This window comes from Ruegeria sp. AB10 (genome assembly GCF_056542745.1).
Map to the genome: position 1 here is coordinate 170473 of NZ_JBQGAI010000005.1, position 23598 is coordinate 194070.

Annotated in this window: 22 protein-coding genes; 7 read left to right on the forward strand and 15 right to left on the reverse strand. The window is 62.3% G+C overall.

The annotated features are described in order from the left end of the window. Positions 1–28 precede the first annotated feature (28 nt). The 8 genes from ileS to ACR0NT_RS12270 all read right to left on the reverse strand — a co-directional run bounded on the left by ileS (position 29) and on the right by ACR0NT_RS12270 (position 11384). A complete protein-coding gene (gene ileS / locus ACR0NT_RS12235; RefSeq protein ID WP_170672306.1) occupies positions 29–2941 on the reverse strand; it encodes an isoleucine--tRNA ligase in 2913 nt (970 codons plus the stop codon). 165 nt (positions 2942–3106) lie between these two features. Beyond that, positions 3107–5800, reverse strand: coding sequence for a DUF2339 domain-containing protein (locus ACR0NT_RS12240; RefSeq protein WP_170445468.1), 2694 nt, complete (start codon positions 5798–5800; stop codon positions 3107–3109). 92 nt (positions 5801–5892) lie between these two features. After that, on the reverse strand, positions 5893–6372 hold the full coding sequence (locus ACR0NT_RS12245; protein WP_170672308.1) for a DUF2269 domain-containing protein: 480 nt from the start codon (positions 6370–6372) through the stop codon (positions 5893–5895). Next, complete coding sequence (locus ACR0NT_RS12250) at positions 6372–7679, reverse strand: SDR family oxidoreductase (protein WP_480443141.1); 1308 nt, start codon at positions 7677–7679, stop codon at positions 6372–6374. The genes ACR0NT_RS12245 and ACR0NT_RS12250 overlap by 1 nt, the downstream gene beginning before the upstream one ends. A gap of 93 nt (positions 7680–7772) precedes the next feature. Next, positions 7773–8483 (reverse strand): VIT1/CCC1 transporter family protein, encoded by a 711-nt coding sequence (locus ACR0NT_RS12255; RefSeq protein ID WP_170672310.1) that lies wholly within the window; start codon positions 8481–8483, stop codon positions 7773–7775. Between the two features lie 54 nt (positions 8484–8537). Beyond that, on the reverse strand, positions 8538–9527 hold the full coding sequence (locus tag ACR0NT_RS12260; RefSeq protein WP_170672312.1) for a YcjF family protein: 990 nt from the start codon (positions 9525–9527) through the stop codon (positions 8538–8540). Then, positions 9520–9975: a GNAT family N-acetyltransferase gene (locus ACR0NT_RS12265; protein WP_170672314.1), complete on the reverse strand. Its 456-nt coding sequence runs from the start codon at positions 9973–9975 to the stop codon at positions 9520–9522. Before ACR0NT_RS12265 ends, ACR0NT_RS12260 begins: the two co-directional genes overlap by 8 nt. Next, positions 9972–11384, reverse strand: a complete 1413-nt coding sequence (locus ACR0NT_RS12270; protein ID WP_170672316.1) for a YcjX family GTP-binding protein — start codon at positions 11382–11384, stop codon at positions 9972–9974. Before ACR0NT_RS12270 ends, ACR0NT_RS12265 begins: the two co-directional genes overlap by 4 nt. A 107-nt stretch (positions 11385–11491) precedes the next feature. Here ACR0NT_RS12270 and truA point away from each other — a divergent pair, with 107 nt between their 5' ends. Then, positions 11492–12259 carry a tRNA pseudouridine(38-40) synthase TruA gene (gene truA, locus ACR0NT_RS12275; RefSeq protein WP_170445486.1) on the forward strand — a complete coding sequence of 256 codons (768 nt, stop codon included), beginning with the start codon at positions 11492–11494 and terminating at the stop codon, positions 12257–12259. Here the strand turns inward: truA and ACR0NT_RS12280 are convergent. From ACR0NT_RS12280 to ACR0NT_RS12290, 3 genes are read right to left on the reverse strand one after another with little or no spacing between them, the layout of a single operon-like run. Further along, the gene (locus ACR0NT_RS12280; protein WP_170672318.1) at positions 12256–13176 is read right to left on the reverse strand and encodes a HoxN/HupN/NixA family nickel/cobalt transporter; all 921 of its coding nucleotides are present in this window, start codon (positions 13174–13176) and stop codon (positions 12256–12258) included. The genes truA and ACR0NT_RS12280 overlap by 4 nt on opposite strands. After that, the gene (locus ACR0NT_RS12285; protein WP_480443144.1) at positions 13161–13853 is read right to left on the reverse strand and encodes a DUF1007 family protein; all 693 of its coding nucleotides are present in this window, start codon (positions 13851–13853) and stop codon (positions 13161–13163) included. Before ACR0NT_RS12285 ends, ACR0NT_RS12280 begins: the two co-directional genes overlap by 16 nt. 28 nt (positions 13854–13881) lie before the next feature. Next, positions 13882–14688, reverse strand: a complete 807-nt coding sequence (locus tag ACR0NT_RS12290; protein WP_170672320.1) for a thioesterase family protein — start codon at positions 14686–14688, stop codon at positions 13882–13884. A 136-nt stretch (positions 14689–14824) separates the two neighbouring features. On the opposite strand from ACR0NT_RS12290, the gene ACR0NT_RS12295 reads away from it, so the two are divergent. Continuing rightward, positions 14825–15760 (forward strand): 2-hydroxyacid dehydrogenase, encoded by a 936-nt coding sequence (locus tag ACR0NT_RS12295; RefSeq protein WP_170672322.1) that lies wholly within the window; start codon positions 14825–14827, stop codon positions 15758–15760. 7 nt (positions 15761–15767) lie between these two features. Here the strand turns inward: ACR0NT_RS12295 and ACR0NT_RS12300 are convergent, their stop codons facing one another. Then, complete coding sequence (locus tag ACR0NT_RS12300) at positions 15768–16160, reverse strand: hypothetical protein (protein ID WP_480443146.1); 393 nt, start codon at positions 16158–16160, stop codon at positions 15768–15770. 139 nt (positions 16161–16299) lie between these two features. Between ACR0NT_RS12300 and ACR0NT_RS12305 the strand changes: the two genes are divergently transcribed. The 3 genes from ACR0NT_RS12305 (at position 16300) to ACR0NT_RS12315 (ending at position 18587) form a co-directional block, all read left to right on the forward strand. After that, positions 16300–17133, forward strand: coding sequence for a bifunctional allantoicase/(S)-ureidoglycine aminohydrolase (locus tag ACR0NT_RS12305; protein ID WP_170672324.1), 834 nt, complete (start codon positions 16300–16302; stop codon positions 17131–17133). 89 nt (positions 17134–17222) lie between these two features. Continuing rightward, complete coding sequence (locus tag ACR0NT_RS12310) at positions 17223–17546, forward strand: hypothetical protein (RefSeq protein ID WP_170672326.1); 324 nt, start codon at positions 17223–17225, stop codon at positions 17544–17546. A gap of 54 nt (positions 17547–17600) precedes the next feature. Beyond that, positions 17601–18587 (forward strand): glyceraldehyde 3-phosphate dehydrogenase NAD-binding domain-containing protein, encoded by a 987-nt coding sequence (locus tag ACR0NT_RS12315; RefSeq protein ID WP_170672328.1) that lies wholly within the window; start codon positions 17601–17603, stop codon positions 18585–18587. A 101-nt stretch (positions 18588–18688) separates the two neighbouring features. Here ACR0NT_RS12315 and ACR0NT_RS12320 read toward each other — a convergent pair whose 3' ends face one another. Beyond that, a complete protein-coding gene (locus ACR0NT_RS12320; RefSeq protein WP_170672330.1) occupies positions 18689–19177 on the reverse strand; it encodes an ureidoglycolate lyase in 489 nt (162 codons plus the stop codon). Continuing rightward, the gene (gene puuE, locus ACR0NT_RS12325) at positions 19174–20592 is read right to left on the reverse strand and encodes an allantoinase PuuE (RefSeq protein WP_170672332.1); all 1419 of its coding nucleotides are present in this window, start codon (positions 20590–20592) and stop codon (positions 19174–19176) included. The genes ACR0NT_RS12320 and puuE overlap by 4 nt, the downstream gene beginning before the upstream one ends. A 161-nt stretch (positions 20593–20753) precedes the next feature. Between puuE and uraH the strand changes: the two genes are divergently transcribed. Then, complete coding sequence (uraH, locus tag ACR0NT_RS12330; RefSeq protein ID WP_170672334.1) at positions 20754–21110, forward strand: hydroxyisourate hydrolase; 357 nt, start codon at positions 20754–20756, stop codon at positions 21108–21110. A 207-nt stretch (positions 21111–21317) separates the two neighbouring features. Here the strand turns inward: uraH and ACR0NT_RS12335 are convergent, their stop codons facing one another. Next, on the reverse strand, positions 21318–22238 hold the full coding sequence (locus tag ACR0NT_RS12335) for a LysR family transcriptional regulator (protein ID WP_170445517.1): 921 nt from the start codon (positions 22236–22238) through the stop codon (positions 21318–21320). Positions 22239–22334: 96 nt separating this feature from the next. Here ACR0NT_RS12335 and ACR0NT_RS12340 point away from each other — a divergent pair, with 96 nt between their 5' ends. Next, positions 22335–23558, forward strand: coding sequence for a urate hydroxylase PuuD (locus ACR0NT_RS12340; protein WP_170445520.1), 1224 nt, complete (start codon positions 22335–22337; stop codon positions 23556–23558). Positions 23559–23598 lie beyond the last annotated feature (40 nt).

Genomic DNA, 23598 nt, shown 5'->3' on the forward strand with positions numbered 1-23598 from the left:
CCCCCGGCGGTTGGGCCGGGGGTTGATCTTAGCTCAGTGCTTCGTCGCAGCGTCCGCAGACACCTTCGTGGGCGTGGCGGCCCACATCGGGCAGGATTTTCCAGCAACGCTGGCACTTTTCGCCCTCGGCCTTTTCGAACACCACCGCGACGCCTTCGATTTCCGGTACCCGGAAGGCCTCGGCCGGGGCCGGATCGCCGGTGACCGTCAAACCGGAGGTGATGCACATGTCATCCACGTCGAAGGTCGCCAGCAGATCGCGGGTTTCCTGATCCTCGACATGCACGATCGGCGCGGCCTCAAGGCTGGAACCGATCACCTTGTCCTGACGCTGAACCTCCAACGCGGCGGTCACGGCGCGGCGCACGCGGCGCACTTTGGCCATGTAGGTTTCCATCACCTCGTTGCGCCAGTCGGCAGGCGTGTCCGGGAAATCCACCAGATGGACCGAGCTGTCGTCGCCCGGGAACCGCTCCAGCCAGACCTCTTCCATGGTGAACACCAGAACCGGTGCCAGCCAGGTGGTCAGGCGGTGGAACAGGATATCCAGCACGGTTCGGGCCGCGCGGCGGCGCAGGCTGTCGCCGTCGCAATAGAGCGCATCTTTGCGAACGTCGAAATAGAAGGACGACAGATCGACCGTGGCAAAGGTGAACACGGCACTGAACACGCCCTGGAAGTCGAACGCGGCATAACCCTTGCGGACCTGCTCATCCAGATCGGCCAGACGGCTGAGAACCCAGCGTTCCAGACGCGGCATCTCTTCGGGCGCGACACGGTCGGCCTCGGTGAAATCGGCCAATGATCCCAGCATAAACCGCATGGTGTTGCGCAAACGGCGATAGCTGTCGGCGGTGCCTTTCAGAATCTCCGGCCCGATCCGCTGGTCGGCGGTGTAGTCGGTCTGAGCCACCCACAGGCGCAGGATATCGGCGCCGTATTGCTTGACGACCTCTTCCGGCACGATGGTGTTGCCTAGCGACTTGGACATTTTGTTGCCCTTGGCATCCAGCGTAAAGCCATGGGTCACCACGTTGCGGTACGGCGCACGGCCCTTGGTGCCGCAGGCCTGCAGCATCGACGAATGGAACCAACCGCGGTGCTGGTCGGTGCCCTCCATATAGACATCGGCGATACCGTCTTCGGTGCCGTCCTCACGGTCACGCAGAACGAAGGCGTGGGTCGAACCGGAGTCGAACCACACGTCCAGCACGTCAAACACCTGATCGTAGTCCTCGGGGTTGGCGATGCCGTCCAGAACCTGCTCTTTGAACCCGTCAGTGTACCAGATATCCGCTCCGTCCTTCTCGAACGCCGCCTTGATGCGGGCGTTCAGGTCTTCGTTGCGCAGCAGGTAATCGGCGTCGGTGGGCAGAGCCCCCTTCTTGGTGAAGCAGGTCAGCGGCACGCCCCAGGCGCGCTGGCGCGACAGAACCCAATCCGGACGCGCCTCGATCATGGAATACAGACGATTGCGACCGGTCTGCGGGGTCCATTTCACCAGTTCATCGATCGAGCGCAGGGCACGTTCGCGGATGGTATCCCCCATCTCACCCATCCCGTCATTCAGCTTGCGGTCGACCGAGGCAAACCATTGCGGCGTGTTGCGATAGATGATCGGCGCCTTCGAGCGCCACGAATGCGGATAGCTGTGCTTAATCTTTCCACGCGCCAACAAGCCGCCAACCTCGACCAGCTTGTCGATGACCGCCTTGTTTGCATCACCCTCACCGCCCTTGCGGGACAGGATGTACTTGCCACCAAAGAACGGCAGATCGGCGCGGAACGAGCCATCGTCCATCACGTTGTAGGTGATGACCTGCTCCAACATGCCCAGATCGCGGTACAGCTCGAATTCTTCCATACCGTGTGAGGGCGCACAGTGAACAAAGCCGGTGCCCTCGGTATCGGTCACGAACTCGGCGGCGCGGAAGTCGCGGATGTCGTCCCATTCGCCATTGGCGCCCTCGGCCCCGGCCAGCGGGTGGGTTAGTTGCACGCCTGCAAGCTCATCCGTGGACACATCACGGACGCGGGTCCACTGATCGTCGTTCAAGCGGGCGCGGCCCAGCACGTCGGCGGCCAGATTGTCGGCCAGCAGGAACTTGTCGCCAACATTGGCCCAGCATTCGTCGGGCGCGCCAGTGACTTCGTACAAGCCGTAGGAGATGTCCTTGCCAAAAACGACCGCCTTGTTCGACGGCATCGTCCAAGGGGTGGTCGTCCAGATCACCACAAACGCGTCATCCAAATCGCCCGCATTCACGACCTTGAACTTCACCCAGATGGTGAAGCTTTCTTTGTCGTGATACTCGACCTCGGCCTCGGCCAGAGCGGTTTTTTCGATGGGCGACCACATCACGGGTTTCGAGCCCTGATAGAGCGTGCCGTTCATCAGGAACTTCATGAATTCGTCGGCGATCACCGCCTCGGCGTGATAGTCCATGGTGATGTAGGGATCGGCCCAGTTGCCGGTGATGCCCAGACGCTTGAACTCTTCACGCTGGATGTCGATCCAGCCCTCGGCAAACTTGCGGCATTCCTGACGGAAGTCGACGACGTTCACCTCGTCCTTGTTCTTGCCCTTCTTGCGGTATTGCTCCTCGATCTTCCATTCGATCGGCAGGCCGTGACAGTCCCAACCGGGCACATAGCGTGCGTCGAATCCCATCATCTGATGCGACCGCACGATCATGTCCTTGATGGTCTTGTTCAGCGCGTGGCCGATATGCAGGTGGCCGTTCGCATAGGGGGGGCCGTCGTGCAGGGTAAAGGGCGCGCGGCCCTCTTTTTCGCGCAGGCGGTCATAGACGCCGATGGTCTCCCAACGCTCCAGCCATGCGGGTTCGCGCTTGGGCAGGCCGGCGCGCATGGGGAACTCGGTTTTGGGCAGGTTCAGCGTGTCTTTGTAATCAGGTGTCTGGATCGTGTCGGCGCACATTGGGGGCGTCCTTTGGATGATCTGGTCGTCGTATGGATCGAAGCGGTCGGTGCGAAGTCTCAAACACCTTTGCCCGGCGTCTCAGAGGGTCAGAGCGCCGGGGATATAATTCGAATAATGATGGCCGTCGGGTCATGCATGGCCGCGCTTATAGGACGCCCGCGCCTAATGGTCCAGAGGGTCCGCCCCATGCGGCGAATGGCGCAGCTTGGCCCAACGGTTGAGCCACGCAAGGCCCGCCAGCGCAAGCCCCAGCGCCAGCAACGAGAATACCCGGATCAACCCGCCAAGCCCGGCGATGTCGATCAGGAACACCTTGGCCACGGCCAGCCCGATCACAGCCAGCCCGGCCTTGCGCATCAGGTCGGACCGGCAGGCCAGAGACTGGTAAAACAGCGCCGCGCCGATCAACAGCAAGGCCATGGTGTAGGTATATAGCTCGGGCTGGGTCACGCCGTTGCCCTCAAACATGCCGCTTGCGCCCTGCCAGACGTGACGGATTGCCAATCCCAGCCAGACGGCCGACAGCACTCCGCTCAGGCCATAGCTGGTACGCTTCAGCCAAAGAGGTGTGGCCTGGATGCGCCAGACCGAGAACCCGATGGCCAGCGCAGGCAGCAGGTAAGCCACCGCCAATGTGTTCAGCACCGGCGGGCCCAGAACCGGCGGCACGAGCGTACTGAGCAGCGGGTTCGCCTCGGTCAGCGCCTGGGTCAACCGGAACAGGCCATGCCCGGCAAAGAACGCGGCCAGCAGGTAGCGCGCATAGTTCAGCTTGCCGCCCAGTTCGAACCGCTGCACCTGTGCAAAGGCCAGCAGCAACCAGATGATCGCCAGCAGGCCCAGCCCCCAATGACTGTTGGTGGCATTGCCTTCGCCAAAGCTCTGCAGCCAGCGTTCCAGCAGAAGCGACAGCAGGATTCCCCCGGTTGCCCAAGCCGCACTCTCCAGCAGCAACGTCGCCAGGGGGCGGTTCAACGGTCGGATCAGCAGCCAGCCAGCCAGGAACCCAACGGTGGCCGCGCTGTAAACCAATGTCATCTCGGCCACCGGAGCTGTACTGGCCCAGACAAGACCCGGATTCAGGACCAGCCGCACCGTGACCGTGAACACTCCGGCCCAGATGAACCAGCTCATCGGCGGCAGGGTGAATTTGCGATCCAGCGCGGCGGCGACGACAACCATAACGACCACAGCAATGGTCAGCGCAGCTGAACTGAGGACGATGACACAGGCGAAGGTCAAACAGGACAGCGCCGAAAGTGTCGCCAATGACGGGCGCATCCGGTTGTCGCCGTCAACACGCGCAAAGCGTTCGGCAAAGACGACCATCAGCACGCCCAAGGCGATGCCATGCAGCGCCCACGGGTAGGCTCCGATGACCGCCGCCGGGTGCCAGCCGACCTCAAGCGCGATGGCCAGGGCGGGTGCAAAGACAGCGGCCGCACCGGCCCAGATGGCCGCAAACCTGCGCGCCTGCATCGAGCGCCACGTTGCGGTGACGGAAATCACAGCGCCCAGAGCTGTCAAAATCGTGACCACCCACGGGTAATCTGCTTCGGCGGTCTCGGTATAGGTATCGGCAAACTGGCGCAGCATAACGCCATTGTCCCAACCGTGCATCAGGACGAACCAGACAAGGCCAAGCGCAGGTAACACGGTCGCATCCTGCAAGGCCTCTGCCCGCCTGCCCCACAGCATCAATCCAAGCGTCAGCCCCGCTAGCAGAACAACGCCCAGCCAAAACTCTGCCGGACTGTCGGCCCAGTGCACTGACAGAATGGCAGAACTAACGGCAACTGCGCCAAAACCCAGCCGTGTCGGGAATTCAGGCCATGCATCTCCCTTTTTACGACCGATGATCTGGCTGATCATCGCGCTGCCATGATCGGGCCAAACGCGCCGGACAGGGATGGCAATGGCTATCACCGCCAGCGCCGTGACGCAGATCAGGTAATCCGGTTCAGTCAGCGGCGAGGACAGCACCAGCAACAGGCAGGCAGTATACGCCCCAAACAGGGTCAGAACCGATATCCACGCCCAGCGCCGCACCGTATCGATTCCCAGACCCAACACGGCGATCACAAAGAAATAGGCGTACAGCCAGCTTGGGTCCTCGGACGTACCGCCAACGACGAAGGGGGCCGAAAACGCTCCGATTAAACCGACGGCGGCCAGCAAGGGGCCGTGGAACCAGCCCAGGACCAGCCCCAGCACCGCGACCACAACCATCGCGGCCAGCGCGACCTCTGGGCCGATCAGGTCATAGAGCTGGCGCGCGGCCAGAATACCTCCGAACAGGGTAACAAGACCGGCGCCGGAGAAGACAGAGGGCAGATAGGCGGTGGCCGAGGTTTCGTCATCGCCGAACCGGCGGCGGATCACTTCCCCTGCAACGATCAGCGCGGCACCAAACAGCAAGGCCGCTGTCACGCGCGCAAACGGAGGCAGCAGCCCGTTTTCGACGCCATATTGCACCAGAAAAATCCCCGCCAATGCCAGCGACAGGGCCGACACCGCGTAAAACCAGTTCTCGCGCAGCCAGGTCGAGAGGGCGGCAAACCGATCCTCGCGAAACACAACGGCTGCGGGTGGGGACGGTTCGACAGCAGGCTTGGAAGTTTGAGCCTTGGACCACGGGGCAGGCTTTGGCGTCTTGTCCGGCTTTTCCGTCGGTTTGCGCGGCTCGGGTCGGGTTGGCGCAGGGCGCGCTTCGGGAACGTCCCCGCCCAGCGCGCGAAGCTGCTGCTCAAGCTGTTCGACCCGGCGGCGCAGGCGGGTGTGGCCGACAAGCAGAACAATGATGGCCACCGGTATGGCCAGCACGATCAATCCGACAAGAACAAGCAGGGATTCCAATGGGCTCTCCGAGTGGTTTCAACGCCAAGCTACCCGAGGCACGCAGCGGGCAACAGTCAGAAATCCCGCTGGCTTGCCCGCAAGCCCACGGGCTAAACCCACCCGATCGATGGGCGCGCAATCATCAGCCAGAGGATGATCAGCACCGCCGCGAAAGCGGGAAACCCGCAGGCGAACCAGATGCAGAACAGGCGATGATAAGCCTGTGGCAATGGCGCGGCCCGGTCAGCCGCCGCCTGCGCCAGTTCACGCATACGGACCTGTATCCACACGACCGGAAGCCAGAACACCCCGGCCACTGCGTAAAGCGCCAGCGAGGCCAATACCCAGCCCTCGGTCAGGGGCCAGCCCAGCCGCCATGCCAGCAGGCCGCCGGTGATTGGCTGGGCAACAACAGCCGTGGCCGTGAACACCAGATCGGCCAAAACCACCACTCCAGCGGTCTGCGCGATAAACCGGGCATCGCCCGAACGGTGCGCGATCAACATGAAAAACGCGATCCCCGCGCCGGTGCCCAACAGGACGCAAGCTCCGATGACGTGCAGCCAGCGCAGGATCAGGTCCGGGTCCATCAGCGGCTCTGCAACAGGGGCCAGGCGATCAACGACAACGTCATCGCTGGCAGTATCTTGATCAACGGGCCGAGCGGGTCGAGCCACAGGCCGGGAATAGTGAAACTAGCGGCCAGCAGGTAAATCAGAGCAACCGCAACCTGCGCCAGACAGACCCGCGCAGCCCAGGGACGCCACAGGATGGCGAGCCCCAGCGCGATATCCACTAGGGACCAGAACAGGACGCTGGCCACGGCCATGGCCATGCTCCACCCGGCATCGGTCAGAAGGGCCGCGGCCCGGGGCAGGCTGATCAATCCGATCAGGCCGGATACCAGCCAGAACAGGCTAAGCACCGCGACAACCACAGGCATCAACAGCGACATCCGCGCGGTCAGCCGATGCTCACGTGAACAGGTCAGACCCGCATAGACCTGCGGTAATCCGGCCAGCGTCCGGCCCGTGGCCACGCGGTAGGGCTCTGGGTTACCCACCACACCGTCGGCCATCACCGTCATCGCATTGCTGCGCAGGGGCGAGCGCCACCCCAAATGCCCCAGCCCATCTGCACAGGCCGAGATCAGGCCGATCACCATGCCCGGCACCGCCACCGTAACCCGCGCGTCGGGGAATCCCATCCATTTGCGGGTCTCCGCCAACACATGAGACAATGGGGCCGGAGTGTCTTCGACCAGATCATAAGCCCCCTGCGGCAAGTCTTGCGCCACGGCCAGCACAACGGCTCGGCACAGGTCCTGCATTCCGACGCATTGAACAGGGGTTTCGGGATACGCAATGGGCTGCACCAAAGGCACCGCCGCCAGCATCCGCAACAACGCGGTGCCGCCATAATCCGATTGCCCGATCACCAGACCCGGTTTGAGTATACACAACGGAACGCCGCTGGCCCGCAACGCCGCATCCCCGGCGGCCTTGGTACGCATGAAATCGGTGTCTGCATCGGGTTCGGCCCCGATGGCCGATATCTGGACCATTGCAATATTCCTTTGCGCGCAAGCCTCGCCCAAAGCTGCAATGGCGGTGTGGTGAACGGCCTCAAGATCATCGGCTGGGCCATCCTGCAATGCGCCCGCGCAGTTCACGACGCAATCAATGCCCTGCAGGTGGCTGTCCCAATCCTCGGGCTGTATACAGGTCCGCAAATCACCTTGTATCTGCGGAATGCCCCCAAGAACCTGAGCCGCTGATTTCCCACTGCGCACAAAGGCCGAAACACGCGCGCCCTCAGCCCGCAGCGACCGCGTGACAGCGGCACCGATAAAGCCATAAGCCCCTAAAACCAGAACGTTTTTATGCGCAAGCTGCAATTGGCACTCGATCACTTGAACCCGTTTGCAGCAGCCTAACCGCTGGTCGGGGATTGACCAGCCATATGCGCCACCCTGCGACAATCTTGGCCGTCACGGGTGAAACAGAGACCCGACAAGGTAGGCGATCAACGCGGCGGCCCCGCCGATCAAAAAGGTCTCGAACCCGGATCGCCACCAAGGGGCCAGAGACCAGCGGCTCTTGAACGCGCCGATGGCAAAGAAAACACCCATGGTCATGCAGGCCGAGACGGCAAAGGCCTGATCAAGCGACAGAAGGAACGGCAGCAGCGGCACCATACCGGCAACGAGGAACGCGATGAAGGTGGCCATCGCGGCCTTGAACGGATGGGGATCGACACTGCCCAGCCCGTATTCGCCCTCGACCATTAGGTTGATCCAGTTTTCGTGGTTGGCGGTGATCGCATCCGTTGCCTCGTCCAACACGCGGCCTGACAGGCCCTTCTGCGCCAGAATCTCGCGCACTTCACGGCGCTCACCGTCGGGATAGAGGTCGATATGGCGCTCTTCGATAGCGCGGATGCGACGGATGTTGTCCAACTCGGCCTTTGTGCCCGAGTAATTCCCTGCGGCCATGGAAAACCCGTCCGCCAGTATATTGGCCAGACCCAGCGCCACGATGATGAAGGGCGACAGCCCCGCACCGGCGACCCCGGCCACGATGGCAAAAGTGGTCACCGAGCCATCGATGCCGCCATAGACCACATCGCGCAGCACACCCCGGCCGGGCGGCGCGTTGATCCGCGCGACGATTTCCTGCTGGCTGTGTCCGTGATCGGTCATGGCTGGCTCCGACATTGTTATGCACGCCAGCGAGCCAAGGGACCTTGCGTCAGGTCAAGTTTTCGAAAACAACCCGCTGAGCGCCCGCTTGATCATCCCGCGCGTCGAGGGTTGGTGCCGATCGGAAAACGGCAGCGGACGGCAGACCTCCATCGCGGCCACGCCGACCCGCGCGCTGAGCGCGCCGTTCACCAGCCCCTCACCAAACCTGCGCGACAGTTTGCTGAGAACCGAGCCGCCCAGAACCGGCTCAAGCAGGTCATCGCCCACAGCCACGGCCCCGGTCGCCACCAGATGCACAAAGACCGCGCGTGTCAGGCGCCAACTGCCCAGAAACCCTGCGCGGCCACCGTAAATCTCGGCGACCCGGCGGATCATCCGCAGAGAGGCGGCCAACGCCGTCACCACATCCGCCAGCGCCAGAGGCACCAGCGCAGTCACCGTGGCGACCTGCCGGGCGGCGGCCTCGACCTCTCGGCTGGCGGCGGTGTCCAGCGGGGCCAGCAGTTCGTCTTCGGCCAGGGTCAGCAGAGTCGAGGCATCAAACTGCTCGCCCATCCGTTCGGCGAGACGGTCGCGGCCCCATTGGGTTTCGTCACGCCCCTTGTAGAATGCAATCAGACGGTTGGTGACCGCACGGGCCCGCGCCAGATCACCCTCGGCCAGAGCGACATCGGCAGCGTGCCGCATCCCGTCCACGCGGGACAGCCGCCCTATGGCGGCCAGCTCTCGCAGGGCGATAATCAGGGCAACCAGAACAAGCGCCCCGATCAAACCGGTCACGACCCAGCCCAAAACAGGCGCGCGCAGGAGCAGCGAATTGACGAAGTCCCAGGCGGCAACCGAGATCACCGCGCCAATTACGGCCAGCGCCAAGCCCCAGAACCACCGCGACAGGGCCGAGGGTTTCCGCGCCGCCAGCCGCGCCGCCGTCTGCATCGCCTGCCCCTGCGGTGGAGCAAAATCGGGCACCGGCGGGGCCTGCGCCACGTCAGCTGCAGGCTCTTCCGCATCCAGATCAATCAGTACCGGACCTTTAGCCATCCGCCACCCTTTCCCCGCGCCAGACATATTTGATGTCCGGCAGGTTTTCATCATTGTCCGTTCCGTCGCTGCGGGCAACCTCGGCAAACCCGTTGCGTTCATAGAACCGGCAGGCGCCGGGATTGGCCTGAAACGCAAATAGCGAAAGCTCAGGCCGCCCGTTTTTTGCGTGATCCAGCAGACGCTGCCCGATCCCACGCCCACACTCGGCGGGCGTCAAATACAGGGAATGGACCTGCGTTCCGTTGAGCGCAAGAAAGCCTGTAACCGCGCCGTCATCCTCGGCCACGGTGACCCAACCCTGATCGATCATCCACCCGCAGAAAGCGATAGTTTCGGCGCGCGAATGCAGCACCGGCATCCAGTCGTTATCACGAGAGAACGCGTGCAGGATTTCTCCGATACTGCCGGCATCGGTGGTACGGGCGGGGCGGAGGGTGACGATCACAGGCGGTCTCCGATCAGGAACTGCGCGGCGCGATCCAGCCGGATATGCGGCGGGCCGTCGCCCGGTCGCAGGGTCAGATGCGCGGGCGCAAAGGCCATAAAACCAAAATCCTCACCCAGCCAACTGTCGGCCCCGTTGCGGGCGGGTCCCAACAGATGGGCGGGGTCTTCGGGCAGGTCGCCGGGATAAAACGCCGCCTGTTTACCGTCCAACAAGGTGCCACGCACACAAGGCAGATCGGCCCCGTCATGCGTGCGAATTTCCTCGGTCGTCGCCCGCATCGCGGCCAGAGACAGCGCCGCCGTTTCCGCCCCGGCAAAGCTGGCCCGGTCGCGGGCGTCGCGAGTCAGCGCCTCCATGATATGGGTCAGGCGGGGATGTTGCGTATGGTGCAGGTGATCGGCCTTGGTGGCGGCAAAGAGGATACGCTCGACCCGTTTGCCCAGCAGCAGTTGCGTCAGCCACGCGTTGCGACCGGGTCGGAAGGCCGCAAGGATATCGGCCATCGCGCGGCGCATATCCTCGACCGCTTGCGGGCCTTTGTGGATCGCGCCCAGCGCATCGACCAGAACCGCCTGCCGGTCGATCCGCGAGAAATGGTCGCGAAAGAACGGTTTCACCACCTGCGCTTTATAGGCCTCGTATCGACGCGCCATTTCCCGGTGCAGACTGCGCCGCGGCCCATGGCCGTCCACCGGCAGAGGTGCAAATGTCAGCACCGGAGACCCCGCCAGATCACCCGGCAACAGGAACCGTCCCGGCGTGCAATCATAGAAACCGGCCTCGCGCGCGGTGCTCAGATACGCGGCGAAGGTTTTCGCCAGCGTCTGCGCCGTGGGTTCGTCATGTTTTTCTGCTGGTTCAGCCGCCTTGGCCTGTGCGATATACGGCGCGGCCTCAGCCCGGCCAGCGATGCGGTCCAGCGTCTCGGCCGACCAGACCTCATAGGACTTGTCCAGCAAGGCCAGATCCAGCAGCCACTCTCCGGGGTAATCCACGATATCCAGGTGGACGGTGCGCGGCCCCTGTAACCCGGACAGCAAACCCGAAGGGCGGGCCTTGAACGACAAGCGCAGCTCGGACACGGCGCGGGTACTGTCGGGCCAATGCGGCTGCGGGCCGGTCAGCGCGGCCAGATGATTTTCAAAGTCGAACCGGGGCACGGTATCGTCGGGTTGCGGCTGCAGATAAGCGGTGTTGATCCGCCCCTCTTGCTGCGCGACCAGTCCGGGCATGCGCCCCCGGTCCAGCAGATTCGCAACCAGAGAGGTGATGAAAACCGTCTTGCCCGACCGCGCCAATCCGGTGACGCCCAGACGGATGACCGGCTCGAACAATGTCTCGGACACGCGGTCGCCCACGGATTCAACGCCGCGCACAAGACTGTCTGCCAGGGATGAGATGACCAAACTGTCGCCCCGCTTTTTTCGTTTCGCCCAAGATAGGTAGAGCACGCGGCACTTGCCAGAGCTTTCCCGCTCTTGCCCCTTTTCGCGCAGCACGTTACCAGCGGCCCATGCCCAGATACGCGCTGAAAGTCGAATACCACGGGGAACCGTTTGCCGGGTGGCAGCGGCAAAAGGAATTGCCGTCCGTGCAGGGGGCAATCGAACAGGCGCTGTCGCGCATTCAGCCCGGCGATCACACCATCGCCGCCGCTGGTCGCACCGATGCGGGGGTGCATGCGCTGGGTCAGGTGGCCCATTGCGATTTGATCAAGGACTGGGACCCGTTCCGTCTGTCCGAGGCGCTGAATTATCATCTCAAGCCGCAGCCTGTGGCAATCGTAAAGGCCGCGCGGGTGGATGACGACTGGCACGCAAGGTTCTCGGCGCTGGAGCGTCAGTATCTGTTCCGTATCCTGATGCGCCGTGCACCTGCAACCCACGACGCCGGACAGGTCTGGCAGATTAATCACCGGCTGGACATCGATGCGATGCAGGCCGGGGCAGATATGCTGATCGGGCGGCATGATTTCACCACCTTCCGGTCTTCGATCTGTCAGGCCGCAAGCCCCGTCAAAACGCTGGACGAGCTGCGGGTCGAACAGGTTCAGGGGTTTTCCGGTCCAGAGGTTCATTTCCACGTCCGCGCGCGGTCGTTCCTGCACAACCAGGTGCGCAGTTTCGTCGGAACGCTGGAGCGTGTCGGCGCAGGGGCATGGACGCCCGAAGATGTGCGCGACGCATTGGAAGCTGCGGATCGGGCCGCCTGCGGGCCGGTATGCCCGCCGCAGGGCCTGTACCTGGCGCGGGTCGGATATCCGGAACCGGTGTTCGACTAGATCGCGCGCATCAGCAACCCGCTGGCGATCACAACGATGATCAGCCCCGCCACCAGTTCGATGGTCGGGGCCAGCACCGAGGCAAACCGCGTGGCCGAGGCAGAGGCCAGCAACCCTCCGCGCAGTCCGAACGAGGTCCAGCCGACCAGAGTCGTTACCGTCGCCGTGCCCAAAGCCATCGCAAAGGCGCCCGCGATGCCGACCAATGCGATGCCCATCTGCCACGTCAGGATTAGCACGAACAGGGCACCCGTGCAGGGCCGTGCGGCAATGCCCGCGATCAGCATCATGGCTTCGCGCAGGCTGCCGACCTGTGCAACTTCCTCGGCCGTTGGCCCGTGGCGGTGGCCGCAATCGGAACAAACGCCATCATCGTGGTCATGATGGTGGTGATGCTCATGCTGATGCGCGCTTTCGGTCCGATGTCGCCGTGCAAAGCTGCGAACAGACCGGAACACCAGCCAAAGACCAATTGCGGCAATGGCGGCATAGCTGATCGGGGCCATGACCTGTTCGGTCGTGCCCACCAGGCTTTCGCGCGACATCTGAAAGATCAGGACCCCTGCGTAAACCAGCACAACAGCCGTCACCGCCTGCCCCAGACTGGACAGCACACTGATCGCAGACAGGCGCCAGAAGGCAACGCGGCGACCCAGCCCGTAGCCTCCGATCAGCACCTTGCCGTGGCCGGGACCGATAGCGTGAAAGAAGCCATAGGCGAAACAGACCGTCAGCAGGGTCACGACCGCCTCGGGCTGTTCAGCGCGGGCGGCACGCAAGGCGCGGGCAATCTGGTTCTGAAACTCGCGCTGCTCACCTGCGGCCCAAGCCGCAAGACTGTCAAAGCCGCCGCTGCCCCAGAACCACAGCAGCAAGGCAATGGAGATGGCAACCGGAACAATCAGGTATTTGGACATGAAACGAAAATCTCGGTCGCAAAGCTCTCCCCGACCAGCGGGATATCGTTTTCCTCAAGATCGTAATCCGCGTCGAGCGTCAACAAAAACGCCTGCATCTGCGCCAGCTGACCGTCGATGTCGGGATCAATCCGGCTGATCTGGCAAGACGCGGGGCCGGTCACCGTCACCGGACGGGTCACCTCGTAGGCGGTATAATAGGATTCGTCATAGGCTTTTGCCGTCAGCGCCGAAGCCGGCACGGCACCGCCTTCGACCGCGCGCAGATGGGACGAGACGATGCGCCCGTCCTCGGTGGTGGCCTGCGGCTCCATCGGGCCGGACAGGGTCACCGGAGCACCGTCCGCGAGCAGGACCAGATCGCCGTTATACCCCTCCATCCATTGCGCATCGAAACCGGCCAGAAAGCCCTGTTCGCTGTCCGTCAGAACACCGTCCGCATCCTGATCCAGCTTCATGTCTTCAAGGACCAGCAACGAGTAGAACTCATCATAGGCCCAGGTCACGCGCACATGGGTCAGCTGGCCGGAGTCGTCCACGATGAATTCCAACCCGGTGTCGATGAAGACATGCGGATGCGCCATTGCCGAAAACGGCAGGCAGCAGGTCAAAAAGGGTACGATCCAGCGCATGGGCGAAAGATAGGGGTTCGGCCCACGCCCGGCAATGCGTTTCACGGAAGGCATGCAGAAACCGGCCAAGGGATCAGGTTGGTGGAAACAGAATAATCGTTTGCAGGGCGGTGCCCACCGGCCCTTCGGTGTCATACAGCACCGATTGCGACATTCCGATCCCCGAGGGCTGCCAATGGCTGATCGACTCCGAGGCCAGCCAGTCCGACACCGGCTCACGATGAATCTGGACAGTCAGATCAGTGTTCATGAATCCCATCTCGGTCGTAGGTGCATTCCACGAAATGCCATTGCCGCAATCGGCCAGCGGGCATAGCGCCTGGATCGGTGACGGAGCCTCGCCCTGCAACAGGGCCGGGACCCGCATCCATACCGTCTTGGGGCCCGGCCCCTGATTGCCGCCTTTCGGATACAACACATCCGAGTGATTGGCGAAGCCGGGCAGATAATGGCGCACCTCACCGATCGGAAACGGGCCGGTCACCGCGTCATGCAACCGGGGCGGAGCCATTGTCACATTCGGAACCGGCCCCAGATCGCGCCGCGCCAGATGCATGGTCGTGGCGGTGGCACAGAGCCTGTCGTCCAGATCGTGCACCGTAACCCGCGTGGTTGCCAGCGTCTTGGTGTGGCGCGTGGTCTCTGCCGCCACCCGCAGCCCCGCCAACGGTTGCGGCCGCAGCAGATCGACCGTCAGGCGGGTCAGCATCTTCTCGGGGCCAACCTCTGTTTCCGCTGCCCGCACGATCAGGCCGCTGACCGGCCCCGCATGGCAATGATCGGCAGACCAAGGCCCACGCGCCGGATCGTTGCCAACAAAGGCCCCGTCGTCGCGCAAATGGAAATAGGCCGGACGGCTCTGCTCTGATGTCCCGCTCATGAACTGCCTCAACGTTTTCTGCTCACCCGGTGCCAAGACCGGGCTTTACCTTCGGCCCGAGAATGACTTAGCTGCGGGGAAAATGTCCAGTTCGCTAACCGGGCATAGCGAAAATTGAAGCAGTGGGAGGAGCATCATGGCGTTGCTGATCGAAACCGGGGTGTCTGACTGGATCAGCGATCGCGATATTGCCCGCGATATCCAGCGGCTTTACCCCGGCGCGGATGTAAGGACACCGGACACTTTGGGCGATCCTGCCGACATCACCGTGGTTGCGGTGGTCAGGTTAAGCGACGACCACCCCAAACGCCTGCCCAACCTGCAACTGGTGCAAAAACTGGGCGCCGGAGTCGAGACCATCGTCAGCAACCCCAACCTGCCGGATCATGTGCGGGTGGCGCGTTTGAAACCAGATGCGCCCGCACAGGAAATCGCCGAATGGTTCGTGGCCTATGTCCTGCGCCGCCAACGCCATATGGTCTTTCACGAAGCCGCCCAGCACCGCGCGGAATGGCTGCCCAAAGCCCCCCTCTATGCACCCGAAACGGTGGTTGGAGTTCTTGGGCTGGGCCATATCGGTGCGCGCAGCGCCAGGATGCTGCGGGCAGTCGGGTTTCAGGTCATGGGCTGGAGCCGGTCCCCCAAGCAGATCGACGGCGTGACCTGCCTGCATGGCGATGCTGCCCTGCCGGAATTGCTGGGGCAATGCGATCATGTCTGCGCGATCCTGCCCTCAACCCCTCAGACCGTCGGGCTGTTCGATGCCCGGATTCTGGCTGCGATGAAACCTGGCAGTCAGCTACTGAACGCCGGCAGGGGCGATTTGATCGACGAAATCGCGCTGATTTCTGCGCTGGACAATGGCGCACCCGGCCATGCGGTACTGGATGTGACATCAACGGAACCCTTACCCTCGGACAACCCGCTCTGGGCGCATCCGGGCGTCACCATCACGCCACACGTTTCCGGCTGGCATCTGGGCGAGGCTCTGACGGATGTGGGCGAGAACTTTCAGCGGCTGACCACCGGGCAAGCCTTGCTGCACGAGGTCGACAGGGCGCGCGGCTACTGATCGCGGATCAGGGCGTCAGGATCCAGTTGCCGCCCGCATCGCGGCAGCGGCGTGTCCTGACCTCTCGGGTCTGCTCCGCGCCTTCGGACTGAATAAAGTGCTGCAGGTGAACGCAGTTATCCCGCACATCACGGACAAGGATCGTGCCTTTCGACCTGGTTGCGTCGTTTACCCAGGTGCTTTCTTCGCCGACGCGGGGTGTCGATCCGGTCAACATCGCGTCCGCGGTCGCACTCACCACTTCGAAATCCGCAGGAGTAAGGCCCATTTCCGAGATAATTCGGGAAATCGGCTTGGCTTGGACGACCGTCGCCGCGCCAAGAATAACAGCCGCCGTCAAAGTAGAAGAAATCCAGGCTTTCATGATCGCCTCGCCTTGCTGAAAAAGATTTGCATTCAAGACTATACCGCCCGTGAACCGGGGCCAAGCCCTGTTGGGCGACCTTCAAATTATCCCGAACAAACCTATCGCAACTCTGCCGCTTGGACCGGCGGGGCAATCCCCGCATAGTGCCCCAATCACCAAGCAGAGGCACCCGATGGCACACCCCACCTACTACGCGCCCACAGGCGGCCACCCCGGTCAGGACCAGCTTTTGACCGACCGCGCCATGTTCACCGAGGCCTATGCGGTGATCCCCAAAGGTACGATGCGCGACATCGTCACCAGCGCGCTGCCGTTTTGGGAAAAGACCCGGCTCTGGGTGCTGTCCCGCCCTCTCAGCGGATTTGCCGAGACCTTTTCGCAATACATCATGGAGGTGCAGCCCGGCGGCGGCAGCGACCGCCCCGAGACCGACCCGCAGGCGCAGGGCGTGCTGTTCGTAGTCGAAGGCACTGTGACGCTAACGCTGGGCGGTGAGGTTCACCAGCTGGACACAGGCGGATATGCTTATATTCCAGCCGGTTGCGAATGGATCTTGCACAACAACACCAATGAGATCACCCGCTTCCATTGGGTCCGCAAGGCCTATGAGGCGATCCCCGGCCTGACCGCCCCCGATCCGATCATCACCAATGAACGCGACGTCACCCCTGTTGAGATGCCGGGAACCGAGGGCCGCTGGTCCACCACCCGCTTCGCCGACCCGCAGGATCTACGCCACGACATGCATGTGAACATCGTCAATTTCGAACCCGGCGGCGTGATCCCCTTTGCTGAAACGCATGTGATGGAGCATGGCCTCTATGTGCTTGAAGGCAAAGCCGTCTACCGGCTCAACCAGGATTGGGTCGAGGTCGAGGCCGGCGACTACATGTGGCTGCGCGCCTTCTGCCCGCAGGCCTGTTACGCGGGCGGTCCGGGGCGATTCCGTTATCTGCTCTACAAGGATGTGAACCGGCACATGCCGCTGTCATTGCCCAAACGCTGACGCCAAACCGGCTTTTTCCGGCGCGGGGGTTCACAGAAGCGCCTTAATCTGGTGAAATAACACCGGTTTTTAGCACTGGAGATTGTTCAATGGTACTGCGCGGATTGATGCTGGCACTGGCAGCTGTAATTGGCCTGACGGCCCTGGAGGCAACCCCCGTTGCCGCCAAAGAAGAAACCAAATCGGTATTCGTCATGAGCCGTACATGGGCGGTTACACAGGTCTCGGACGCTCCGGTCGTCTATCGCGCAACCCGTGACAACAACAATCTGAACCCGTTTGGCCCACCGCCGCGCCTGCGCACCATTCAGGCCATGGCGGCCATCCAGGCGGCGACCGGCTGTAAGCCGCTCCGGGCCAGCATGTATCAGAACATCTCGGGTCAGTTCTTTTCGCAGGTCAGCTGCAACTGACCTCAGGTCGAAACGGGCATTGAGGTCGACGCAACCCGCTGCCATAGCTTGCGCATGAAACTCGCGATCAACGGATTCGGCCGGATTGGCCGCACGATCCTGCGGCAGCTGCTGGCTTTGCCGCCGGATAGTGATGTCGAGCTGATGCTGATCAACGACATCGCACCGCTCGAAACCTGTGCTTACCTGTTCAAATACGACAGCACTTTTGGACCCTACCCCGGATCGGTCGAGGCCGGTGGAGAGGCCTTGCTGGTTGACGGTCAATCCATCCCGGTCGCCCACAGCCCGGACCTGTCGCGTGTCGATCTGACCGGGGTCGACGTTCTGATGGATTGCACCGGCGTTGCGCGCACTTCAGACGTGGCCGGTCAGGGGCTGACCGCAGGGGCGGGCAAAGTGCTGATCTCCGGCCCCTCACCCGCCACCGAGGTGACCATCGTTCTGGGTGCCAACGAAGACCAGTTGGGCAACGCCCGGATCGTATCGAACGCGTCCTGCACCACCAACGGGCTGGCCCCGCTGGTCAAGGTACTGGACGGGATCGGAGGCATCGCCTCAGCCCATATGACGACGATCCACTGCTACACCAACAGCCAGCCCATGGTGGATGCCCCGCGCGGCGATCTGGCCCGGTCGCGCGCCGGGGCACTGTCCATGGTCCCCACGACCACCAGTGCAACGGAACTGATTGACGAGGTCATGCCCCACCTCGCAGGCCGCATTTCCGGCGCAGCAGTGCGCGTTCCAACCGCCAGTGTGTCAGCCGTCGACCTGGTCGCGACGCTTGACCGCGGCATGTCCGCGTCTGCTTTTGAGGCCGAATTGCGAACTGCCGTTGCGCAATCGCCCGTTCTGGGTTGGACCGATCACCCGCTGGTATCGTCAGACCTGCGAACACGACCGGAATCACTGGTCATCGCAGGCCCGGAAACGCGCATGGTCGGCGAAAATCAGGTCCGCGTCTTTGGCTGGTATGACAACGAATGGGGCTTTTCAGCGCGAATGCTCGACGTCGCGCGCCTGATGGCACAACCTTGACAAGGGCGATACCGCAGCGGGCGGGCTTGCCCGCGCGCTGCCCGGCCCAACGGGTCCCAAGCATCTTTGATGCGCCAGGGACCGGGCGGGAGGGTCCGCCTCTAACCTGCCACAACCTCATAAGGTTCGTCGAACCAGACCTCTTCCAGATTGGCCCCCTCTCCAATCCGGTCGACAACGGTGAACAGGCCCGGAGCGTGCAGCGGTGTCAGAACGCCGTGCCACGTCCCCCGATGATAATTCACTGTCTGTCCGGGTGCCGTGACAAATGCCAAGGGCTCACCCGGCCGCCCGCCCACATCCGGCGCGACGATGACCAGAAACGGGTGCTGCGTCATCGGGATGAAGGCCTGACTTCCGTCAGGGTGCCGTTCGACCATATCCAGCCGATACGGCAAACTTCGCGGATTGGCATTGAACAGGCTGATCCCTGCGCGACCATCGGAAAAATCCAGCCCAGCGCGGTCATGGTATCGGCCGCACTGCCCCTGATTGATGATCCTGTCCGGCTCACCCGCAACTTCCAGCACATCGCCAAAGGGCGCAAAGGCCTCGGCGGTCAGCGGCGCGGCGACGATCCGGCGGCTCATGAGGGCAACACGTCCCGCAAACGGAACTCGGCGATGCGTTCGGCCTGACGGCAGGCCTCGGCGAATTCCGTATCCCGGTCCTGTTCGATCCGCCGCTGAAACGCCTGCAGGATCGACGCCTTGTCATGGTCACGCACCGCAATGATGAAGGGGAAACCAAACTTCTCAGTGTAACGTTGGTTCAGATCGGTGAAAGCGGCGCGCTCCTCATCCGTCAAAGCATCCAACCCCGCCGAGGCCTGCTCGGATGTGCTTTCCTGCGTCAACCGCTTGGCCTGTGCCAGCTTGCCCGCCAGATCCGGGTGCGCGGTCAACACGCCCAGCCGCTCCTGCTCAGAGGCTGCGCGAAACATGCGGGACAGTGCGTTGTGCAACCCTCCCGCCGTGTCATGGGCGAGGCCAAGTTCCAGATCAAAGGCACGCTCCGCAATCCAGGCAGAGTGTTCGAAGATGCCCCCATAAGCCGTGACAAACTCATCCCGCTGCATCTGCGATGGTTTCGGATGCGCCATCGGGGGATGTTGCGCCGCCCAGTGTTCCGCAATCTGGAGCCGCGTTGCGAACCAGACATCCGAAAACCCGCGCGCATAGTCCAGGAACCGCTTCAATGCCATCACGCGTCCGGGCCGCCCGATCAGGCGGCAATGCAATCCAATCGACAGCATCTTGGGTGCGCCCGCCTCCCCCTCGGCATAAAGCGCATCGAAGCTGTCCTTGAGATACGTGTAGAACTGATCCCCCGAGTTGAACCCCTGCGCCGTGGCAAAACGCATGTCATTGCAGTCCAGCGTATACGGCACGATCAACTGATCCCGCCCGCCGGTCTGCATCCAATAGGGCAGATCATCGGCATACGTGTCGGCCACATATGCAAAGCCGCCCTCTTCAGCCACCAGCCGGACGGTGTTTCCGGAACAACGGCCGGTATACCAACCGCGCGGGCGCTCACCCACGACCTCGGCATGCAGGCGGATGGCCTCGGCGATCTGCGCGCGCTCTTCATCCTCGGACATGTCCTTGTGTTCGATCCATTTCAGGCCGTGGCTGGCAACCTCCCAACCCGCCGCCTTCATCGCGGCCACCTGATCCGGCGACCGAGCCAGCGCCGTCGCCACGCCATAGACCGTGATCGGCACGTCCTGCATCAACCGATGCAGACGCCAGAACCCCGCCCGCGATCCGTATTCATAGATCGATTCCATATTCCAGTGGCGCTGTCCGGGCCAAGGCGCCACACCGACAACCTCGGACAGAAACGCCTCGGACGCGGCATCACCATGCAGGATGTTGTTCTCGCCACCTTCTTCGTAGTTCAACACGATCTGCACCGCCAGCTTGGCCCCGCCGGGCCATTTGGCGTCGGGTGGGGTGGCTCCGTAACCGATCATGTCACGAGGGTATCGAGGCGGCTGCATGGCATCTTCCGTTCTAGTGCGTTTCATCAGCCTTAGACCAGAAACGCGCGGTTGATTATCAAACTAATCCGAACGCTGTTTCCGGTTCTTTCGGCATTTCCACTATTTAGAACTTTGCGCCAGACTGCGACAAAGCTAAAGGAAAATCAAAGGAGACCCCCGTGGCAGGTTACCTGACAACCCACGTTCTGGACACGGCACGCGGCTGCCCGGCCCAAGGACTGCGGATCGCCCTGTATGAAACCACCGGGGAAACCCGCCGCAAACTGGCCGAAACCGAGACCAATTCCGACGGTCGCACCGATAGCCCGATCCTGCCGCAAGGCGATTTCAAAACGGGCAGCTACGAATTGGTTTTCTTTGCCGGAGACTACCTGCGCTCCACAGGCCAGGTCGCCGAAGACCCTCTGTTTCTGGATCAGGTACCGATCCGGTTCGGCATGTCTGACGCGGATGCGCACTACCACGTGCCCTTGTTATTGTCTCCCTACGGCTACTCAACCTATCGAGGCAGCTGAAGAAAACCCGCAAGGCTCCCGCCCGTCGGCTGCCCCTGCCGTGGCGCCTCCCGTTGGGCCGGGCGCCACGCCTTTCAGGCGTGTCGCAGTCCCGAGTTCCATTTCCTTTTTCGCGTCCTCCAGCGCGACCGCACCGCGGCTTTGCCGCGGTGCCCGGCCCAACGCTGTGTAGCGCCAGCAGGGCGCAAACAGGGGCGGGAGCCTTTGCTACCCCGAAGTTTCAGAACTCCGCACGACCTTGCCAATACGCGCAATCATGAAATCCATGAAAAGACGCGACTTGGGATCCTGATGGCGACGATGGGTGTATAGGCACGCCATTTGCACCGGAACCGGAGGTGTGTCCGTCGCCACAGGCACCAGTCGCCCGGCCTTTAGATGTTCGGACACTTCGAATACCGGCTTCATTGCGATCCCCTGCCCCGACAACGCCCAATCGGTCAGTACGTCCCCATCATCGCATTCGAACCGACCCGACACTGCAAAGCGTTTGGGTCCCTCGGGTGTCTCCAACTGCCATTGGAACTCTGTCGCGCCCGGAAAGCGCAGGTTCAGGCATTCATGTTTCCCCGAGACCAGGTCTGCCCCTGTTTGCGGCATTCCCCGTCGCTGCACATAGTCAGGCGCCGCACAAAGCACTCTTTGGCAATCAGCGATCTTGCGGATGCGCAGGGTGCTGTCTTCCGGCTGACCAATGAAAAACGCGAGATCCAGCCCTTCGGTCGTCAAGTCTACCGACCGATCCGTCAGGCGCAAACGCACATCAATCTCGGGGTATTCCTCCAGAAAATCAGGCACATGCGGCGCCAACAACCTGCGCCCCACACCCAATGGCACTGCAACAAACAGAGATCCACGCGGCGCTTCGGTCAGGTGAACCACCTGTGCCTCGGCATCATCCACGGCGTCCAAAACGGCGACCGCACCGGGATAGAACGCCCGGCCCTGCTCGGTCGGGCTGAGGTTGCGCGTGGTGCGCTGGAACAGGCGCACGCCCAGGTGATCTTCCAACTGAGAAATCCGTGCCGAAGTCACAGCAGGCGAAATCCTCAAATCGCGGCCAGCAGCGGACATGCTGCCCAGATCGTAGACACGAACAAAAGTACGGATATTGTCGAGATAGGACATCTTATCGTTTTTTTTGATACAGTTTGACAATATACGGGAATACCGAAGAAAAGCCCGTTTGCCTAGTGTGGCGGTAACTTACCGGAGAGACCTCTCATGTTCGAATTCGCCGTGTTCTGGGATTGGATGGGTTTTGCCGTGCGCTGGCTGCACGTCATCACCGCGATCGCCTGGATCGGATCGTCTTTTTACTTTATCGCGCTGGACCTTGGCCTGAACCGCAACATCCCCGGCCCGGCGGATGGCGAGGAATGGCAGGTCCATGGCGGCGGCTTCTATCACATCCAGAAATATCTGGTCGCCCCCGAACGGATGCCGGACCACCTGACCTGGTTCAAATGGGAAAGCTATGCCACCTGGCTCAGCGGTGCCGCGCTGCTGATGATCGTCTATTGGGTCGGAGGAGAGCTGTATCTGATCGACGCGGAAAAGGCCGATCTGGCGCTTTGGCAGGGGATTCTGATCTCAGCCGCCTCGCTGACCGTGGGCTGGCTGATCTATGATTTCCTGTGCAAATCCGGTCTGGGAGAACGCCCGACCCTGCTGATGGTGCTGCTGTTCATCCTGCTGGTCGCGATGGGCTGGGGCTATAACCAGATCTTCACCGGCCGTGCGATGATGCTGCATCTGGGGGCTTTCACCGCCACGATCATGACCGCCAACGTTTTCTTCATCATCATGCCGAACCAGCGGATCGTGGTAGATGACCTGAAGAACGGCCGCACGCCGGACCCGAAATACGGCAAGATCGCCAAGCTGCGATCAACCCATAACAATTACCTGACGCTGCCGGTCGTGTTCCTGATGCTGTCGAACCATTACCCGCTGGCATTCGCAACCGAATACAACTGGATCATCGCCGCGCTGGTGTTCCTGATGGGCGTCACCATCCGGCACTACTTCAACACCCGTCACGCCCGCGCCGGCAATCCAACTTGGACCTGGGCCGTCACCGCCATCCTGTTCATCGCCATCATGTGGCTGTCCACCGCACCGATGTACAAACCGTTGGAAGAGGCCGAAACGCAACCGCTGACGCCCTATGAACAAAAATTTGCCGCCGCGGACGGGTTTGAAGACACGCATGACGTCGTGCTGGGCCGCTGTTCCATGTGCCATGCCCGCGAACCAGTGTGGGAGGGTATTCAGTGGGCCCCCAAAGGGGTCCTGCTGGAAACCGAAGGCGATATTGCCCGTAATGCCAAACAAATCTACCTGCAGGCGGGCGTCAGCCACGCCATGCCGCCCGCCAACGTGACTTATATGGAACCCGAAGACCGCGAAGCGATCATTCGCTGGTTCCGCAACGCCGGGTCCTGACCACAACAGGGCCGGAAATTCGGCGTTGTTTTCGATAAGT

Coding starts and splice junctions, on each gene's coding strand:
- ACR0NT_RS12315 (WP_170672328.1), top strand. CDS start 17,601: ATGAAACTCGCGATCAACGGATTCGGCCGGATTGGCCGCACGATCCTG.
- ACR0NT_RS12305 (WP_170672324.1), top strand. CDS start 16,300: ATGGCACACCCCACCTACTACGCGCCCACAGGCGGCCACCCCGGTCAG.
- ACR0NT_RS12320 (WP_170672330.1), bottom strand. CDS start 19,177: ATGAGCCGCCGGATCGTCGCCGCGCCGCTGACCGCCGAGGCCTTTGCG.
- ACR0NT_RS12260 (WP_170672312.1), bottom strand. CDS start 9,527: ATGGCTAAAGGTCCGGTACTGATTGATCTGGATGCGGAAGAGCCTGCA.
- ACR0NT_RS12340 (WP_170445520.1), top strand. CDS start 22,335: ATGTTCGAATTCGCCGTGTTCTGGGATTGGATGGGTTTTGCCGTGCGC.
- ACR0NT_RS12290 (WP_170672320.1), bottom strand. CDS start 14,688: ATGAGCGGGACATCAGAGCAGAGCCGTCCGGCCTATTTCCATTTGCGC.
- ACR0NT_RS12335 (WP_170445517.1), bottom strand. CDS start 22,238: ATGTCCTATCTCGACAATATCCGTACTTTTGTTCGTGTCTACGATCTG.
- ACR0NT_RS12255 (WP_170672310.1), bottom strand. CDS start 8,483: ATGACCGATCACGGACACAGCCAGCAGGAAATCGTCGCGCGGATCAAC.
- truA (WP_170445486.1), top strand. CDS start 11,492: ATGCCCAGATACGCGCTGAAAGTCGAATACCACGGGGAACCGTTTGCC.
- ACR0NT_RS12310 (WP_170672326.1), top strand. CDS start 17,223: ATGGTACTGCGCGGATTGATGCTGGCACTGGCAGCTGTAATTGGCCTG.
- ACR0NT_RS12245 (WP_170672308.1), bottom strand. CDS start 6,372: ATGGACCCGGACCTGATCCTGCGCTGGCTGCACGTCATCGGAGCTTGC.
- ACR0NT_RS12295 (WP_170672322.1), top strand. CDS start 14,825: ATGGCGTTGCTGATCGAAACCGGGGTGTCTGACTGGATCAGCGATCGC.
- ACR0NT_RS12280 (WP_170672318.1), bottom strand. CDS start 13,176: ATGTCCAAATACCTGATTGTTCCGGTTGCCATCTCCATTGCCTTGCTG.
- puuE (WP_170672332.1), bottom strand. CDS start 20,592: ATGCAGCCGCCTCGATACCCTCGTGACATGATCGGTTACGGAGCCACC.
- ileS (WP_170672306.1), bottom strand. CDS start 2,941: ATGTGCGCCGACACGATCCAGACACCTGATTACAAAGACACGCTGAAC.